Below are 17,705 nucleotides of genomic sequence, written 5' to 3' on the forward strand. Positions count from 1 at the left end.
CGTTGACGTTGTGAGAAGAATGTCCTCTCTAGGTTAAATTTAGTCGAATTGAATAAAATTAAAACCCTTTTTTGTGATTTATCTGACCTTCGCTTCCGAAAGTGGCTAGCGACAATGGTGGTTCACGGTAAACTTTTAGGTATCGGATCAAACGCTATGGTAAGTGGGAAGAGTACGGCATGTCGAAAAAGATCAATCACAACAGCAGCTTAACCAGTGAGCAGTGCCATTTGGCTCGATATGCACGAGATGCTCGCTTTGATGGGATGTTTTTTACAGCGGTGAAAACGACAGGAATTTTTTGTCGCCCGATTTGCCCAGCCACACCACCCAAAGAAGAAAACGTCGAATATTTTTCCCATCAAGCTCAAGCATTGAAAGCGGGATATCGTCCTTGTTTACGTTGTCGACCAGACAGCGCACCTTTTTCGCCGGCTTGGAAGGGCGTCGAAACCACTTTCTTACGTGCGATGCAGTTGATTGATAATGGCGCTCTGAATTCAGGATCTATCGTCGACCTTGCAACGCGGTTAGGTATTTCAGATCGTTATTTACGAACCTTATTCGACAATTACATCGGCGTGTCACCCAAGCAATATAGTCTGTACAGTCAATTGATGTTTGCCAAGCAGTTGCTGCACACCAGTAGCATGAGCATTACTGATGTCGGCTTTGCTAGTGGCTTCAATAGTACGCGCCGTTTTAATGATGCCTTTCAAAAAGAGCTGCAGCTTTCGCCAAGCCAAATTAGGCGAGCGAAGCCAAGTGACACTCAGAGTAATCATATTCAGCTTGGTTTTCATGGACCCTTAGATTGGAACCACTTGTTGAGGTTTTATCGACGAAGAATGATTGAGGGCTTAGAAGGCGTTGGCGAAGATTATTATAAGCGCACGGTAAATGTGAACGGGTCAAAGGGTTGGTTCAAGGCGACTTTAGCCAAAGATAACCGCTTGGATATTGAATTCGAGTTGGATGATATAAGCCAATTAAGAAGCTTGATTGCGAATATCCGCCGTATGTTTGATCTTGATGTCGATATTGCCAAGGTTGAGACGTTCTTTACGACTATCGATCCTAACTTGGTGGCTAAGAGTGGTATCCGTATTCCTGGCGTGTGGAGTGCTTGGGAGGCAGGCGTGAGAGCGATTCTAGGACAGCAAGTTTCGGTAACCGCGGCGATTGGTCAGCTTAACTTATTGGTCAAAGAGCTTTCTGATGAACATGAGAAAGCCAGCTTCCCAACACCAAAACAGATAGCGGACGCTGATGTTAGCTTCTTGAGAATGCCGGGAAGCCGCAAAGAGACCCTAAAGCGTTTTGCCGAATACATGGTCGACAATGAAGCTGAGCATCCTTCCAAATGGATTGAGCTAAAAGGGATTGGGCCTTGGACTATTCAATATGCACTGCTTCGCGGGTTAAGCGAACCTAATCATCTGTTGGTTGGTGACTTGGTGGTGAAGAAGTTTATTGAGCATCGCCCCGCCATCAACACGGAGAGTGTTTCGCCTTGGGGTAGTTACGCCACGTTCCACTGTTGGAATCAGTCTTGATCGGAATACTAAGCTAGGAGATATCATGGACAACCGTTTTACTTACTATGAGAGCCCATTGGGAACCGTGACGTTACAGGCGAACGATGAAGGCTTGCTCGGCCTTTGGTTCGAGACACATACCACCAAGCCGGAACCGTTGGGTGTTCAAGATGATAGCTTTCCGATCTTTGCATTGGCTATCGAGCAGCTTAATCGCTATTTCTCGGGCGAAGCTATTCAGTTTTCTGTGCCGATTGCAGCCAAGGGCACGCCATTTCAGCAGTCGGTTTGGCAGGCGCTGACGACCATTCCTTATGGAGAGACTTGGAGCTATGCACAACTGGCCGATGCGATAGGCAATCCGAAAGCCGTTCGTGCTGTGGGTTTGGCGAATGGCAAAAATCCGGTTTCAGTGATTGTGCCGTGTCACCGTGTGATTGGTAAAAACGGCAAACTGACGGGTTATGCAGGTGGCGTAGAACGTAAACAGCACTTATTGGTGATAGAGGGAAGAGAGCAAGACTAGCAAGCGATTTAGCCATGAGCCTGTCGAGATGCTGGCTGAATATCTCGTACTACTTAATGGTGAAGGCGAGTGGTTCTTAAAATATGACTTTGAATTAAAATCAACGCTTTCTGGGAAATATCGATTTGGTTGCATATTCTTTGACTATGTTCTCTAGGCAAGGATGCCCAAATGAATAGATTCCCCTTACTAATATCTGGCTGCAGCTCTGCATTATTGCTGACAGGTTGTTTAACTGATACCAGCCGACCTTTCGAGGTTCCACAGCTTGCTCTGTTCAAAGGTATGTATGAGAACGCAGATAATGACAGTTATCTACTTTTTGAATCCGGGCAAGTGACTTATCAAACAACGGATAATTCCGTGACTCGAACCTATCGTGTTGATGATGACTTGATCACCATTGAATTCAATTCTGGAAGCAGCCGAACTGACTCTAGACTAGTGATGCGCATTCAACAGAAGGGCGAGATGCTAACTTGCAACCAATGTCCAGCGATACAATTGAGTAACGTCTGGACACTTGTAGATAAGCCTGTGAAAGACAGTTCGAACTAGAAAAGATCTCCGAATTAGAAAAGATCGCCATTAAGCCATAGGTGTGCAGCGATACTGACGGCATAGCCAATCATGATCACTGGCATCCATTTCAAGTGGCCAAAGAAGGTGTATTTGCCATGCGCCGCGCCCATTAACGCCACACCTGCCGCACTACCAATAGATAACAAGCTGCCGCCAACGCCTGCGGTTAAGGTGATCAGTAGCCAGTTACCCATCGACATTTGAGGTTCCATCGATAGCACGGCAAACATCACCGGAATGTTATCGACAATCGCAGATAAGATCCCCACCATGATGTTGGCCCAAATTGGATCCCATTGGCTATACATCACGCCAGAGGCAAGCTCCAAGTATCCCAGTAGACTCAAGCCACCGACACACATTACCACGCCGTAGAAGAACAGCAGAGTGTCCCATTCGGCATGGGACACTCTTCGAAATACATCAAAGGGCACGACTGAACCGAGTCGCTTCAATGCCCCCCCATCATTGTTGGCAATCGCCACCGCTTTTTTCTTCGCCAGTGAATTTGGTAAGGTCTTACGCAAGAAATAACCAAAGAACTGTAGATACGCCAGCCCCATCATCATGCCCATTACTGGAGGGAAGTGGAGTACGGCATGGAAAGCAACCGCAGTGCCGATGGTCATGATGAACAACAACACGATGCGTCTTGCACCGCGTTTTAATTCAACGTGCTGATGCACCGTGTCGGGTTGGGTTGTGGGAACAAAGTAAGACATGATCATTGCAGGGACGAGGTAATTCATCACTGAAGGAATAAATAAGGGAATGAATTCACTGAAGCTCACATAACCAGCCTGCCACACCATCAACGTTGTGATGTCACCGAATGGGCTGAACGCGCCGCCAGCGTTAGCGGCTATCACGATATTCACACAGGCTAGGTTAACGAATTTAGGGTTAGATCCTGCGACTTTCAGAACCACGGCGCACATCAATAGAGCAGTGGTGAGGTTGTCGGCGATCGGTGAGATAAAGAAGGCCAGAATACCGGTTAGCCAGAACAGAGAGCGGAAATTAAAGCCTTTGCCCACCATCCACGCTTGCAGCGCATCAAACAGTCTTCTCTCTTCCATGGCGCTGATGTAGGTCATGGCGACGAGTAGGAAAAGTAACAGCTCAGCGTATTCCAGTAAGTTGTGTTCGAGTGCTTGCTTAGCGACTTCAACAAGGTTGTGTTCTTGGTAGATAAAACCAATGATTATCCAGATCAGTCCTGCTGCAAGTAACACTGGCTTAGATTTTCGGAGCTTTAGGTACTCTTCCATCATCACCACGATGTAGGCGACAACGAAAATGGTCAGGGATAGGTAGCCAGCGAATGAGTTGGTGAGCTTGAGTGGTTCTCCCAACTGAGAAGTGGCAGCACCTGCTACCGAAGAAAAGAGTAACAAAGAGAGAACAGCAGAAAGCTGGATACCTAACATGGATTACGCTCCGAAGTTAATAAGTTATTAACACGGGTAAAAGAGTAGACCTAAATAACCATGTGCAGTGTGATAGATATCTTAATAATTCAATAGATTATAATGAAAGGAATAGACTGTGATGTGAACGAAATACGGTCTTACATACTCAAAATTACTGTCTTCCACACTTAAGTTAAAGACTAAAGACTAAAGACTAAAGACCAAAGAAAAAGCCCTACCGGACTCAGTGCCGATAGAGCTTATTCGAAATTGCCAACATTATGCAGCATTGAGATCAAACGTCAGTGTTTGTTCTGCTGCACATACTTCAACAGGCCAGCCATAGGATTGGTATTCAAGCGCAAGTTTGTCCGCTACTACGCGAGATACTGTTGCAGTGATCCACATGCCTTTGCCCATTACTTGATATTTAAGCGTTCTCATTTCCATAGTCATCACCGTTCTCCTTCTATATTGGCTGCGCGAAGTCTATAGCACCTCTGAGGGCTGAAATTTCGAATTAAGCTCAAATTCTTTATAAAATGGCTCACTGTTTGCGCTTGGCTCAAAACTCAATCAACTAAGGGAAAACGGTTGCGTTCTGGAAGCAAAATCACTTTTTAAGTCTCTGTATTATAATCGAATTAAAATTGACTAGAAAAACAATGTAAGAGATCTCTTACAGCATTATCAGAGATCGCACTAGGTAAAAACTTCTCACTAGAAGCCAGATTTGTGTGGCGATTGTGTGCGTTTTTGGTTGCGCTGTTGAAGCAAGATTTTTTAGTTTTGTATGTGAAATATTCTAATTTATTTAGCGTATGGTCCTGCTTTTAAATCCAAATCACAGTTTTATATGTTGCTGTGCTTCTTTTATTTAAACCGATACGCTATTTGATTTTGGTCATTAACCTTTCGCTCATTAGTTTGCACTATCTATACGTGTTCTGTTCCATATAAGCGAGATGTATAGAGGTCCTTGTGACTAATCCAACCAAAACCGATCGTAAAGTCACGATCGGCAGCTATATCGCACTCGCGTTCGCGATGGTGTTCTTTTCAGGCTTAATGCAGTCCAATGAATGGTATGGAGTGTTCGATTTTACAACGCTCAACGGTTCATTCGGTAAGGTCGCTTACGATGTGAGTGAAACGGCCGATGGTATTCAAGCGGCAACGACGTCACTGCGTGGTAAAGGCGGTAGTGGTGCTCGCGACGGTTTCATTTTTGCTTTGACACTTATTCCGACCGTGATGTTTGCACTGGGTATGATCAACGTACTTGAGCACTACGGTGCACTGGATGCGGCTCGTAAACTACTGACACCTCTGCTTCGCCCTCTGATGGGTATTCCGGGTAACTCAGGCTTGGCACTGATCGCTTCTTTGCAAAGTACCGATGCTGGCGCAGCGATGACACGTCAGCTGAAAGACGAAGGACATCTGACTAAGCGTGAAACCGATGTGTTCACCATGTTCCAGTTTACGGCGGGTGCGGCGATCGTTAACTTTTTCTCTTCAGGTGCGGTGCTGTTCACTCTAACCGCGATGGACGGCTCTTTAGCGGTGACATCGTCAATTGGTTTGGCTGTCGCTGTGATGTTTATCTTTAAGTTTGTCGGCGCGAATCTGTTCCGTATTTACCTCAACATTACTGAAGGCAAAGAAGACAAACCAAAATCAGACAAAGAACAAAAACTGGAAGAGGAAGTAGCATAATGAGCGAAGTTAAAGCAAAGAAACCAATGGTTACTGATATTTTCGTTGAAGGTGCTAAGAAAGGCTGGGTTATTGCGACTACCTCTACGGTACCGAATGTTCTGATGGCGTTTGTGATCATCAAGGCATTGCAGATAACGGGTGCGCTGGATTTGATGGGCAGTGTATTTGCTCCAATTATGGCGGTATTTGGTTTACCTGGCGAAGCGGCAGCGGTATTGATCGGTGCGTGGATGTCGATGGGTGGCGCGGTGGGCGTGGTTATCACGCTGTTTGACCAAGGTATTCTGAACGGCAACCATATAGCTATCTTGGCGCCAGCTATCTACTTGATGGGCTCTCAGGTGCAATACATGGGCCGTATTATGGGACCAATTGGTACTGAAGGTCGCTACATCCCGGTGATGATCGCGATTTCGGTATTGAATGCGTTAGGTGCAATGTTCTTGATGAACATTATTTTGTAACGTGACTTTGAACGGTTAGCTGCGAACAGCTTTCAGACGTTACAAAAAAGGAAACCCCGTTTGGCTTTCACCAAACGGGGTCTATTCTTTTCGTAGCCATCCTGCTACTGCGCGTTACTTATCTTTCAATAGGTAACTGGTGCTCCCTGCATCGTTCCTTGACGTGGCTAAATCCTTTAACCTATCCAATTCATCGCCGTCCTAGCGGTGTCCTTGCAAACTCATCATCCTGATAAGCGACTCTATCCTAGAGCATAACTTCCTTGCTGATAACTCATCCTAAGCCATCAAATCTTCATCCTGAAGATACCTAATCCGTTAGGCTTTTTCCTGTTCCTGCCAACTCCCTGTCGACATGTGTATTAAACACTGCAGAGGCTTTGCTCACAATCCACCCTAAGAAATAAATGTACCCACTGATCGAAAGAAATATGCGTGGATTCATACAAAACAAGGGCTTGGGTTTGTATTTTAGGAATTTTCTGCGAAGCTTGATTGTGATCTCTTACGTTCGGTGTGAGAGATCTCTTACAAGTACTCGGGTGCGATTTTCATTTTATCTCGGCGGGTGTTGTCGAACAGATAACAAAGAACACTGAGTAAACACAAAATAATAGGGAAATATGATGGTTACAGCACTTTACGCAGCCTTGCTGACGATCGTAATGATTTGGTTAGCAATAGAGGTGATCAAGCAAAGGCGAATCAATCTTGTTGCTCATGCTGATGGCGGTGTCGAGTCGTTACAGATAGCACGTTCGGCACAAAGTAATGCTATGGATTACATCCCAATCACCGTTATTTTGATGGGATTGTTAGAGATGAATGGCGCCGGTGTGTGGCTGATTCATGTCATTGGTGTGGCGTTTATTCTGGGGCGTGTGATTCATGCGAAAGGGATCTTAGCGAAGAACTTCAAAGGTCGAAAAGTGGGTATGGTGTTAACGCTTATCTGCATGATCTCTTTGATTGTCCTAAACTTAGCTTACCTACCTTTTGATAAAATGTTCTAGGGAGCATTATGGCGTTGCGTCTTCCTCCTGCTTGGGCGATTGTCCTCGCAGGCTTGATACTCAACATCATGGCGATTGTCATGTCGAGCTTGGTGTTGGACAAAATTGAAGCGGAGAAATCGGAATACAACGATCGTAAATACGGTAATGTGTACTCTATACAACTGTCCTGGAATACGATCGAAACCTTAGAGCGTAAGCGTGAAGCGATTCTGATTCACCTTGATAAGCTATCCCCAGAAATCGCTCAACCTGCCACAGTTCTTGATGAAGCGCTTCGCGGACAACTTCGGAGTTGGGTGAGTGACGAGGTGCCGGCCATCTCGTTGGCTAATTTACCTAAGCTTATGATGCTGATAAACAATGCCCAAGAATCGCAACGATCACGAATTGATGACTACTATTTGGATAATCTAACTTTGGTTGAGTTGATCCAAAAGCTTGATGAGAAAATGGCTTTCTATAAGAACATCGCCCTGTTTCTTCAGGTGTTTGGTTTAGCGCTTATCTTAGCTCGCGACCTAGCAAGAAGACCTTAGTCTTTAACCTTATTTACCTATTTACTTGTACCGCTAACGAGACTCACTTGGCAGGTTGGGGTGCTGCTGGCCTTGGTATTTTGGTAGCTGTTCTTTCAGCCCCTTAAACGTGCTCAGCGCACTGCCTATCGATAACTTATTCATCAACCAATTGGGCAAGATGCCACCTGCGTTCGCATATGCGGTGTAGGTGATGTAAGTATTGCCATTAGTGAGCGGTTGCAGCGTCCAAAGTGCGTCCACATCGTAAATTCGAATATACCCCGATTCTTTCGCCAAATAGTTAGACGCATCCTTTATCGACAAGACAAACTGCCCACCCTCGATGCTGTACTTTGAGTAGGTCACCATATCGCGATCTCTAGCAGGCCAAGGCGCTTTGAATTGGGTATAGACGATGTTTTCTGCCTCAGATATCTGCATCAAGACACGGCTTTGCGACACATTGTCTATCCAGTTTGGCACGTTCTCGCTGTCTTCCAATAACAGTAAAAAACCGGAGTAAGTGGTGGGCGTTTGCATCTGTGCTCGTATTTCGACCAAGCCTTCGCTGTGTGGCCTTTTATCAATCATGATGCCATCTTCACTTTTGACGAACTGCCATGGGTTGGCATAAGTCAGTGTCGATAGGGCGCAGAGGCCGAGTACCAAAACCTTAGGTAATGTCATTATTCTTCCATAAAAAGAAAAGCTTATCTGCTAGGAGTATAGAATAGAAATGGACTTAGTAGGTGTTGCCAATCGCTTTGGGTTGGCCTCTTTGGGGAAAATCCCAATGAAAACGGAAGCGTTCGGTCGCTTCCGTTTTATTCTTGGGCAATGGATAAGCGCTGTAGGCTAGAGCTTATAGGCTTCTACGGTTTTGATGGTTGTCCAGTTGCTGTTGGCGTCTTGGATGAACTCTTGTGTATTCTCCAGCCAGCGTTTCTGAACCGATTTGTCTAAGTTCAGATACAACTTTCCATCTTCCACCTTCCAAGCGAGAGGGTCGGTTTCAAACTTCTTACCCATGGCTACTCCAAACGCGCAGTAACCGCCATATTGAGGGGCATAGGCTTCTGGATTGGCTCGAAATTCATCTCTGTTTTCACTGCTCGCAAAGTTATAGATCGCATTCTTATAGGTCGCTGTGAACTCAGATGTGCCTTTTACTGGACCTTCATTGGCAAAGTAAGCGACAGGATCATAGCCTTTAATTGCGAGGTTATTGCTGTCGACACTCATATCAAGGTCTGCTGCCATTAACGAAAAGCTGGTGCCTAGTAACGCGGCCATTAGAGTGATTTTTTGACTGGTCGATTTCATGTGTGACATATCAAGTTCCTTGTCAGTGTTGGTTATCTTGTTTGAAATAATTTAGCCCACTCGTCCGGTCTATAGAGGGACAAAAGAACTAAAAACTAAGCGAATCGTTCGGAGGATGCATGGATCTGCTTTCACAACTAATGGAACACTTCTCGATACGCACTGGCGTTTTCTATTCTGGAAACCTGTGTGGAGTATCGTCATTTAACGCGCAACAAGGTAAAGAGGGCCACCTTCATGTATTGAGCGCGGGGGAGTTGAGCTTGTCTAGCGCTCACACGGAACACAGGCATTTGTCGCAGCCTTGCATTGTTTATTTGCCGAAATGGCGTCACTGGCCGCGATGTCTCGCACTCAGTTTATTGAAGCATTCAAGCGCGAGGTGGGCGAAACTCCGGGTGATTATGTCCAAAAGTGGCGTGTGTCTGTGGCTCAGTCTTTGCTGTTACAAAACAAGCCATCAATTGGGTGGCGGACGAAGTGGGGTACAACAGTTATTCTGGATTCTCGCGTGCTTTTCAGCATGTCGCGGGAATGTCGCCACGTTTATGGCTAAAGCAAAATGCGTCGTGAAACGGCAGGCAATCCCCACCCGATTTATGGCTATTCGTATCTGGCTGGTCTATGTTTTAGCGGAAATTGTATGTAGTTTGTTCTTTTATCGGAAGAGGGTGTAAAAAGGTGGACTTTATAAGCTCGTTGTAACATCCTGCCCGTCCTATTTTATCTAGACACCAATGAGACGAAGTGCCTGCTGAACATTATTCAGCCTCCCGTATCTCATTAAAGTATTAAGGAGTTCAACTTGAACCTATTTGTAAGAGACCTTACCGTTATCGATTCTTCATACATCTGTGAACACAGAGGGGTCGTAGGAGATAGTTGGATTTTAGATGTCACCATGTCTGGTGAACTTAATGAAATGAGCATGGTGCTGGATTTTAGCAAGGTCAAAAAGCAGATCAAACAGCTTGTCGATGAGCATGTTGATCATCGTTTGCTGCTGCCAATGCAGAGCGCTGCAATTGTTCTTCAAGCGAGCAAAGCGGGCTACTCTAAGGTTGATGTGTTGCGTGGTGACAAGAGTCTTCATCTACATTGCCCTGATGAAGCATATTGCCTCATTGATGCAGAAGCGATCACCATCGAGAGTGTGACCGCACACGTTTACAATATTCTTCGCGATAACCTACCAAGTAACGTCACAGGGTTAGAGATTACCCTTCGCCATGAAAACATTAATGGTGCGTTCTACCACTATACTCACGGTTTGAAAAAGCATGATGGTAACTGCCAGCGCATCGCGCATGGTCACCGTTCTCCAGTAGAAATCGTGGTCGATGGTCAGCGTGACGGGCAACGTGAACAAGCATTTGCTCAGCGTTGGGAAGACATTTATTTAGGTTCTAAAGAAGACCAAGTTTCAGTTTCATCACTTAACCTGAGTGAAAACGCGAACAGTGTTAATGATGAAAGTCACTATGGCTTCCGCTACACCGCGCCACAAGGCGAATTTGAGCTAGCGATTGCTAAGAGTGAGACGGAAATTTTACCGACAGATACCACGGTGGAATTACTTGCTGGCTATATCGCGGATCAAGTTGAACCTAGCCTAGCAGAGAACCAATCACTACAAATCGTCGCTTATGAAGGTGTTGGCAAGGGCGCAATGGCGTTCCGATAACACTCCAGCGAGTGACACAGTCTCATTACTGACATGATGAAATAAAGGCAAGATAATCCGTTATCTTGCCTTTACTTTTTGTGACTCTTTAAAACTGATTTAGCTGATGATGTTAGGCACAAACACTAACGAAGCAGCACGCGTCGCAGTGGTGTTTTTTCGATTCCAACAACCAACCCGAAGCTCAACAATACGGTGCCAAAAAATACCGTAACGTCTTTTGTCAATTCCGTAATGCCTAAGACTCCACAGACATTGAACAGCACGATAATGATCAGCAAATGGCAAACGTAGATGCCTAACATACGATTCGAGATCGCGCGAACCCACGCATAGTCGCCGATGTTTGGATTAGCCAAAAGCCACATAAATACGCCCATTCCCCATAGTGCCGTACCAAACAAGAAATCATTCATGTTGAATCCGACGTCGAACGTGGTGAGCCATGATGCCTCAGCAAAATGAATCAACATGCCTAACGCTAATAACCCCAACGCTTTAGTTGATGACACCTTCCATTGATTCTGACGAATAAGGAAACCTAAGGTCACCATTAACGTGCTAAAGAACGGGCCATTACGCGTGAAGAAAGGTGCTTCTAACCCGGTTAGCGTTGCGTAGCTGCCCGCTAAAACACCATAAACGTAAAGTACAATGGCCGCTGGTAATAGCAGTTTGTCGAGTTTCATTTCGACTATCAAAGCAATGATCAAAACTGCACATACGAGAGCGGGAATAAACCATAAATGAACCAATCCACCCTCTAAGAAAGAGTTAAGTGGCGTGTTCATTAAAAAGCCCCAATAGCCTTGGCGCTCACCTAGGTAACCAAACTCTTCTACCTTCGCGAGGTTGAATGGCATCACTAAGCAAATGATGCTCCATGCTAACCAAACCTTAAGCAGTGGTTTAGAGTAATTAATGACGGTTTGCCACGGGGAGGCAGTCAGCTTGGGCTGAATAAGATAACCGGAAATTAGGAAAAACAGAGGTACCGCAAAACGAGCGGTTTGGTTGAGTACATAACCGATCCAAGGCACTTCATCGATTTGCCAATAAGTAAGTGCCACTTGGCCATGTAAGCCAATGATCGCCAAGATAGCAATCACTCGACCCAACTCAATACTGGCGATGTGTTGTGAAGGCGTATGTTGAACGGAAGACATATCAGATCTCTAAGAAAATTTTCGTAGAATCTAACAGCCTTTTTATTGAATCAGTTAGCGCTAAATCAAGGGTTGCGACCTTTGTTTTAAGGCTTGTATTGATTATTTGAAGCCTGTCGCAGCTATATTAAATCCATTGCAGTAAGTACAAAAATACCGAGAGTACAAGTGATAAGAGAAACAACAGTAGTAAGCGCGATGATGTTAGCCGCCAGTGTTGAGTTTCCTCCCATCGCACGAGCCATAACGTAGCTTGCCGCTGCTGTTGGTGCTGCGCTCATCAAGAAGATAAGCCCGAGATCGAGCCCTTCAAATCCTAAGTACCCAGCCGCCAGTGTAATCAGTAACGGTGAGGCAATTAACTTGTAGCTAGAGGCGAACCACGTCGATAACTTTTCTTGTTTGAGCGAGCTGATGTCCAGCGACCCACCGGTACACAGCAGTGCCAAAGGTAACGTCATGTTGGCAAAGTACTGACCAGCATCAGTGACCATTTTTGGGATAGGAATCGAAAGCGCATAGAAGACGACCGCTAAGAAAATAGCGATGATCAATGGGTTCTTGGTAATCGACTTAGCGATCACTTTAATCGCTTTCGCACCAGTGTCTTCGCCTTTGGGTGTCAGTGCAATCACGGCTTGAATGTTATACAACACGGTTAGAGATGCGACATAGATAGCCGCCAATGCCACGCCTTGGTTGCCATAGATATTAGCCACATAGGCGAGGCCGATGATCGCGGTATTGGCGCGGAATCCACCTTGGACAATCACACCTTGATCTTTCGAACCTTTAAATACTAATTTGGTTGAGAAAATCGTGAACAAGAAAAAGACAAAGTTAGCGATGACGCCAAACGCAACTAACGCGCTACTGGCTGAAAAGTTGTGATTCGATTGAACAATACTCAGAAATAGCATCGCGGGCAGGGTGACTTGAAATACCACCTTAGATGCGACATCAATGAAATTGTCATTGATTAAGCCGATTCGTTTGAGCATCACACCAAGAAACAGCATTAAACAGATAGGGCCTGTTACTGACGCCGAAAACGCAAACTGTTCCCAAAGTGTGTTCATTGTTTTTCCTTTGTTAGTCGATTTCAATTTCCTTTGAATACTGTCGCATTTTTCCACAATTCTTTGAGAAGAGAAATTGAATCCCAATAGATAAGTAAAAATCTTTTAAAAAAAGAACGAACGTGCTAAAAATAACGTATCAGATTTATCCTTGGTGAATAATGAGTAAAGGAAAGATAACCAAAGAGTATATTTTGAGTCATGCATTCGCACTTGCGAGTGAAAACGGGCTTGAGAGTTTGACGATTGGCGAATTAGCCAAACAGTGTGGCATGTCTAAGAGTGGCTTGTTTGCACACTTCAACTCTAAAGAAAACCTGCAACTCTCTGTACTCGAGTATTCCAACGCCATATTCACCGAAAGAGTCATCATTCCCGCAAGAGAGCTGGGAGATGGTGATATTGAAGCGAAATTGAAACAGCTGCTCGACAATTGGTTGGGCTGGAACCATTCATTCCAAGGCAGTTGCATGTTTATTGATGCATGGAAAGATGCGGGCAGTGAAACGTCTGTGATTCAGAAAGCACTGCAGAAAACCATTTCAGTGTGGATTGACTACTTGACGATTCAGGTAGCAAAAGCGGTTGAGAGCAAACAGTTCAGAGCCGATTTAGATCCTAAACAGGCAACCTTTGAGTTATACGGCCTCTACTTGAGTGCCAACTTGTTCTACTCGTTACGAGGCCAACAAGCGAGCCACACCCACTTTTGGAGTGGTGTACAGCGCTTAATCGCTAGCTGGAAAGAGGTTTAGCTCGCAAAGCATCTGAGTTTTGTTTAACTAAGGCTTATAAGAAATTTTAAGAGAAGTGGCGGCAAGCAGCCATAAAAAGCGCTATCGCCATTTTTTACACTAACAAATAGCACGGTCGTTCGATTTTTAGGGCCGAGCTCGATCCGCCAATGATGATGGCGATACAAGGAACGGTCATGAGTGACAAAATCTACTTTAATACATCGAACAAATTCAGCTTCAAGCGCAGCTTAATTGGCGCAACAACCAACCTGCATTACATTCTAGCGCCGAGTCATGCGAAGAAAACCGCACGTAAGCTGCTGCTCACGCCAATGCGTACCGAGCAAAAAAATGCCGATCCCCAAGGGCTTATCAAGAGTGAAATCAAAGGTCGTGATGGCGTTATAAAAACCTATTCTTTAGGTACCGGACCTGTTTGGGTGCTGACTCATGGTTGGTCTGGCACTGCGAGTCAGTTTTTCCCTCTGATGGAACATATTGCTGCTAAAGGTTTTACGGCTCTGGCTTACGATCATCCTGCTCATGGTGGCAGCGATGGTGTACATGGTCATATTCCTGCGTTTGTGAACGGTCTTGAAGCGATTCTAGATTCGGTAGGTGAGGTAGCTGGTTTGGTCGGCCACAGCATGGGTACGGCTTCTGCGTTGGAATGTAAGCACGTTAAATTGGAAAACAAGCCACTATTGCTGATTGCACCTGTACTGGATTATCTAGAAAACCTATTTGGCAGCGTCACACGTTCTGGTTACTCAATGAAACTGTTTGAAGCGGTAGTCGGAGAAGTAGAAGAGCAGTTTAACTATCCAATTCAGTCTGTTGATCCCTATGGAAAGCTAGCGCTTCGTGAGTCTCAAACGATCATCGTTCATGATGAGCAAGACAAGTTTACTAAGTTTGATGTGTCTCAGCGTGCTGCTAATGAAATGGGTCGCGTTACTTTAATTGCGACTCAAGGACAGGGCCACGGGCGAGTAATGAAGTGCCCACAAGTATTTGAGAGCTTTGATAACTTGATTGGTTAACTTTAACTAATCAAGCCAGTAGAACGCAGGTTAAGAAAACAAACACTAAAAAGGCCAACCAGACATTATCTGGTTGGCCTTGCTTTTAGGTGCTTAGTTGGTGTTTATCTCAATCCTATTTTTAGTTAGCACAGCTTGCTGGGCCGATCTCTTTCCACACGCCCCATTGGCCTGTCGTTGTTGGATCTTCACCGGTTGTCCACCATTTCGCTTCCCAAACCTTACCGCCTTGAGTCACTTGGTCGCCACCAGTGTAAACCGCGCCTGAATCCCAAGCGTTAGTACACGTACCGCCGCCTGTGGTTTTCTTTAGAACTTTCACTGAAGTAGCCGCAACCGATGTATCAGTGCCATCGCTGACCGTTACAGAGAAGTTCAGCGTTGTATCTTGCGTGTATTCCGCCGCGACAAAGCTCACTGAAGCACCTTGAACCGTTGCATCGATACCAGCAGGTACATCCCACGTGAAGGTCAATGTGTCTTGGTCTGAATCGCTTGAAGCCGAAGCATCAACCACGACTACATCACCTGCATTCACTTCAGCCGGAGCCGTAACCACAGCAACTGGTGCTGTATTGACTGGGCCTGTGTCTTTAGGAGTTACCGTTACAACAACGGTGTCAGTTGCAGTAGCGCCTTCGTTGTCCGTTACCGTTAGGCTGAAGGTTAGTGTTTCTTGCTGAGCGACTTCAACAACATCGAAGCTCGCAACCGCAGCATTAGCGTTCGCCAGTGTTACTGCTGTACCGCCGACTTGAGACCAAGCGTAGCTCGCGATTGTACCGTCGCTGTCTTTTGAAGCGCTGCCATCTAGAGAAACAGAAGCTGGGCCTTCAACCGATTGGTCTGTACCTGCAGCTGCCGTTGGTTTGCGGTTGACAGGATCAGTTGTACCGCCCGCTAGGCCTTCATGCATTGCATTCAGGATGTCGCCGTTATCTGCATCAATTTCCCAAGAGAATAGACCCGCAAGGCCAAGGCTACGAACGTACGCGCCTTTTGCTTTTACCGAGCGGTCATCATCAAATGTGATCAGCTGACCTGAAGTGCGGTTCCAAACGTAAGGCGCTTCTGCCAATTCGTCGTAGCCATATTCGAAGCCGTTGATGCCTTGGTTATTCGCTCCAAGCATGTTTGCTTTAATGCCTTTGTAATCAATAACGCCATCTTCCCATACGCCTTGCGCAGAGCTACCTTTCAGTTTGCCGTTACCCACCCCTGTCATAGGGTCGCTAGGATCGGTGAGTGATGATGGTAATACGCCTTCCCAGCCACGACCGTACATCGCTGTACCAACCACAAGTTTGTTCGCTGGAACGCCTTGTTCAAGTAGCAATTGGATGCCGTTGTCTGTGGTGTAAGCTGGGCCTGTGTACTGTTCGCCATTTTCATCAAGGCCTGTGCCATCACATTGACCAGGACGCATGAAGTTACCGCAGTTTAGTGCTGTTTGGTGACCTAACACGTTGTTCCAACCGCCGTAGAAGTCGTAAGTCATTGCGAAGATGTAATCCATGTATTGGATAGCATCGCCGTAGTTCACGTCTTCAATCTTATCGTGACCAACACCGATCGCAGAAGTGAGCTCGTAAGTACGACCGTTTTCCGCTTCTAGCTCATCTAGCATTACGCGAAGTTCTGCCATCAGTGCAATGTAAGCTGGGCCGTCATTTACAGGATCACCAAGGTCTGGAGCAGCACCGCCACCACCAGGGAATTCCCAATCGATATCCACACCGTCGTAGAATTTCCATGTGTTAAGGAATTTCTTAACAGACGCTACAAAGGTGTCACGGTTGGCTTTAGTTGTGAAATCAAAGAATGGGTCAGACAGCGTCCAACCACCAATCGATGGGATGATCTTCAAATCAGGGTTACGCTGTTTGAGCGCCATCATCATTGCGTAGTTACCCTTGATCGGTGAGCTGTATTCGTGGCCCGCTTGAGGGAAACTCTTCTGGAAAGCGGCCCATGGGTCGTGAATCACTACTTCGTAATCATTAACACCATGACAAGCTGTCATGAGGGCGTTGTAGCTGTTTCCACCTACCGATTTTACTGATTCGTTAGGACCACAAATTGGGATGAAGCCGTAAAGGATGTGGGTCAAGTTATCAGCAGGTAGGTTATCTACCGTGTAGTCACGACCATAAATACCCCACTCAACAAAGTAAGTACCGACTACCGTATTTGGATCTGTGTTGTATGACTTGTTGTTCGGATCCACATTCATCGCAAGTGGCGCTAAGTGTGCGCCATCTGTATCGGCAATCGTGATTTTAGCGGGTGCGCTTTTGCTACAACCTGTTTCGTCACACGCTTCTATTTCCATTTCGAATAAGCCGCCTTGGCCATATTCGAATGAAGCCGTGGTTTGGCTGCCAGTGATTGGGCCAGTGGCTACTTTAACGCCATCAAAGTAGATGTTGTACGTGTTTCCTGACGTTCCGCTCCATTGGTTGAACTTAACGTCGACTTTTGCTTTGTCGTGATATTTAACCATCTGGTTGTAGCCAGAGGTGGTTTCCATCGCGAGTTCAATTTTAGAAAATTGCAGGTTGTTGGAACCGTACATGTCGATGCTAGGTGCTGTTGGAGCAGCTAATGCTGTACCAGATAGCGCTAGAGCAATGCTTGCAGCACAGGTATTTATACGAATCATACTATTTCTCTCATTCCTTGAAGATTACGAGAACCCAATGGCCCCATAAACGGCTCCAATCAGTTTTGAAGGAGCTTCCCAGTCAGTATTCGAGAGAGTTTTAATTTCATAACTGAAAATAAATCCGTTTTCGATGGACAACTAAAAAATTGTATCTTGTTACAATTCTGTTGCTTAATGAATGAGAGGCTGAGTCCATGTTTTATAAAATAAAACATCCTTCAGTAGGAAAA

Annotated in this window: 18 protein-coding genes and 1 pseudogene; 12 read left to right on the forward strand and 7 right to left on the reverse strand. The window is 45.7% G+C overall.

Going from position 1 to position 17,705, the window contains the following annotated elements; genetic code table 11:
- Positions 1–179: 179 nt before the first annotated feature.
- The 3 genes from AB4138_RS08925 to AB4138_RS08935 all read left to right on the forward strand — a co-directional run bounded on the left by AB4138_RS08925 (position 180) and on the right by AB4138_RS08935 (position 2,622).
- On the forward strand, positions 180–1,556 hold the full coding sequence (locus AB4138_RS08925; protein WP_017061520.1) for an AlkA N-terminal domain-containing protein: 1,377 nt from the start codon (positions 180–182) through the stop codon (positions 1,554–1,556).
- 25 nt (positions 1,557–1,581) lie between these two features.
- Positions 1,582–2,064 (forward strand): methylated-DNA--[protein]-cysteine S-methyltransferase, encoded by a 483-nt coding sequence (locus tag AB4138_RS08930; RefSeq protein ID WP_017061521.1) that lies wholly within the window; start codon positions 1,582–1,584, stop codon positions 2,062–2,064.
- Positions 2,065–2,235: 171 nt separating this feature from the next.
- The gene (locus AB4138_RS08935; protein ID WP_017061522.1) at positions 2,236–2,622 is read left to right on the forward strand and encodes a hypothetical protein; all 387 of its coding nucleotides are present in this window, start codon (positions 2,236–2,238) and stop codon (positions 2,620–2,622) included.
- 14 nt (positions 2,623–2,636) lie between these two features.
- Here AB4138_RS08935 and nhaD read toward each other — a convergent pair whose 3' ends face one another.
- Both nhaD and AB4138_RS08945 read right to left on the reverse strand, forming a co-directional pair.
- Entirely contained in the window at positions 2,637–4,076 is a 1,440-nt protein-coding gene (gene nhaD, locus AB4138_RS08940; RefSeq protein WP_017061523.1) for a sodium:proton antiporter NhaD, read from the reverse strand.
- A gap of 261 nt (positions 4,077–4,337) precedes the next feature.
- On the reverse strand, positions 4,338–4,514 hold the full coding sequence (locus tag AB4138_RS08945; RefSeq protein WP_017061524.1) for a hypothetical protein: 177 nt from the start codon (positions 4,512–4,514) through the stop codon (positions 4,338–4,340).
- Positions 4,515–5,039: 525 nt separating this feature from the next.
- Here AB4138_RS08945 and AB4138_RS08950 point away from each other — a divergent pair.
- The 4 genes from AB4138_RS08950 to AB4138_RS08965 all read left to right on the forward strand — a co-directional run bounded on the left by AB4138_RS08950 (position 5,040) and on the right by AB4138_RS08965 (position 7,796).
- The gene (locus AB4138_RS08950) at positions 5,040–5,777 is read left to right on the forward strand and encodes a nucleoside recognition domain-containing protein (protein ID WP_017061525.1); all 738 of its coding nucleotides are present in this window, start codon (positions 5,040–5,042) and stop codon (positions 5,775–5,777) included.
- The gene (locus tag AB4138_RS08955; RefSeq protein WP_102393339.1) at positions 5,777–6,244 is read left to right on the forward strand and encodes a YjiG family protein; all 468 of its coding nucleotides are present in this window, start codon (positions 5,777–5,779) and stop codon (positions 6,242–6,244) included. Before AB4138_RS08950 ends, AB4138_RS08955 begins: the two co-directional genes overlap by 1 nt.
- A 626-nt stretch (positions 6,245–6,870) precedes the next feature.
- Positions 6,871–7,257: an MAPEG family protein gene (locus AB4138_RS08960; RefSeq protein ID WP_017061526.1), complete on the forward strand. Its 387-nt coding sequence runs from the start codon at positions 6,871–6,873 to the stop codon at positions 7,255–7,257.
- Positions 7,258–7,265: 8 nt separating this feature from the next.
- Positions 7,266–7,796 (forward strand): DNA mismatch repair protein, encoded by a 531-nt coding sequence (locus AB4138_RS08965; RefSeq protein WP_372057720.1) that lies wholly within the window; start codon positions 7,266–7,268, stop codon positions 7,794–7,796.
- Positions 7,797–7,829: 33 nt separating this feature from the next.
- On the opposite strand, the gene AB4138_RS08970 is transcribed toward AB4138_RS08965, so the two are convergent.
- Positions 7,830–8,465, reverse strand: a complete 636-nt coding sequence (locus tag AB4138_RS08970) for an START domain-containing protein (RefSeq protein ID WP_372305702.1) — start codon at positions 8,463–8,465, stop codon at positions 7,830–7,832.
- Positions 8,466–8,514: 49 nt separating this feature from the next.
- Between AB4138_RS08970 and AB4138_RS08975 the strand changes: the two genes are divergently transcribed.
- Positions 8,515–8,637: a hypothetical protein gene (locus tag AB4138_RS08975; protein WP_017061529.1), complete on the forward strand. Its 123-nt coding sequence runs from the start codon at positions 8,515–8,517 to the stop codon at positions 8,635–8,637.
- Here the strand turns inward: AB4138_RS08975 and AB4138_RS08980 are convergent.
- Positions 8,634–9,110, reverse strand: coding sequence for a YHS domain-containing (seleno)protein (locus AB4138_RS08980; protein WP_017067245.1), 477 nt, complete (start codon positions 9,108–9,110; stop codon positions 8,634–8,636). The two genes, AB4138_RS08975 and AB4138_RS08980, sit on opposite strands and share 4 nt — an antisense overlap.
- A 110-nt stretch (positions 9,111–9,220) precedes the next feature.
- Here AB4138_RS08980 and AB4138_RS08985 point away from each other — a divergent pair.
- Together AB4138_RS08985 and AB4138_RS08990 are read left to right on the forward strand one after the other, a co-directional pair.
- Positions 9,221–9,674: pseudogene (locus AB4138_RS08985) on the forward strand (AraC family transcriptional regulator).
- 232 nt (positions 9,675–9,906) lie between these two features.
- Positions 9,907–10,785, forward strand: coding sequence for a 6-carboxytetrahydropterin synthase (locus AB4138_RS08990; RefSeq protein WP_104216219.1), 879 nt, complete (start codon positions 9,907–9,909; stop codon positions 10,783–10,785).
- A gap of 125 nt (positions 10,786–10,910) precedes the next feature.
- Here AB4138_RS08990 and AB4138_RS08995 read toward each other — a convergent pair whose 3' ends face one another.
- Complete coding sequence (locus AB4138_RS08995; protein ID WP_372305705.1) at positions 10,911–11,951, reverse strand: acyltransferase; 1,041 nt, start codon at positions 11,949–11,951, stop codon at positions 10,911–10,913.
- Between the two features lie 122 nt (positions 11,952–12,073).
- Complete coding sequence (locus tag AB4138_RS09000; protein ID WP_048610304.1) at positions 12,074–13,030, reverse strand: AEC family transporter; 957 nt, start codon at positions 13,028–13,030, stop codon at positions 12,074–12,076.
- A gap of 161 nt (positions 13,031–13,191) precedes the next feature.
- Between AB4138_RS09000 and AB4138_RS09005 the strand changes: the two genes are divergently transcribed.
- On the forward strand, positions 13,192–13,785 hold the full coding sequence (locus AB4138_RS09005; RefSeq protein WP_017072389.1) for a TetR/AcrR family transcriptional regulator: 594 nt from the start codon (positions 13,192–13,194) through the stop codon (positions 13,783–13,785).
- Positions 13,786–13,961: 176 nt separating this feature from the next.
- On the forward strand, positions 13,962–14,810 hold the full coding sequence (locus AB4138_RS09010) for an alpha/beta hydrolase (protein ID WP_136974025.1): 849 nt from the start codon (positions 13,962–13,964) through the stop codon (positions 14,808–14,810).
- 121 nt (positions 14,811–14,931) lie between these two features.
- Here the strand turns inward: AB4138_RS09010 and AB4138_RS09015 are convergent, their stop codons facing one another.
- Positions 14,932–17,472 carry a glycosyl hydrolase family 18 protein gene (locus AB4138_RS09015; RefSeq protein ID WP_372305708.1) on the reverse strand — a complete coding sequence of 847 codons (2,541 nt, stop codon included), beginning with the start codon at positions 17,470–17,472 and terminating at the stop codon, positions 14,932–14,934.
- Between the last annotated feature and the right edge of the window lie 233 nt (positions 17,473–17,705).

Origin of the sequence: Vibrio sp. 10N.286.52.C3 (assembly GCF_041468865.1) — a bacterium.
GTDB classification, from domain to species: Bacteria; Pseudomonadota; Gammaproteobacteria; order Enterobacterales; family Vibrionaceae; genus Vibrio; species Vibrio crassostreae_C.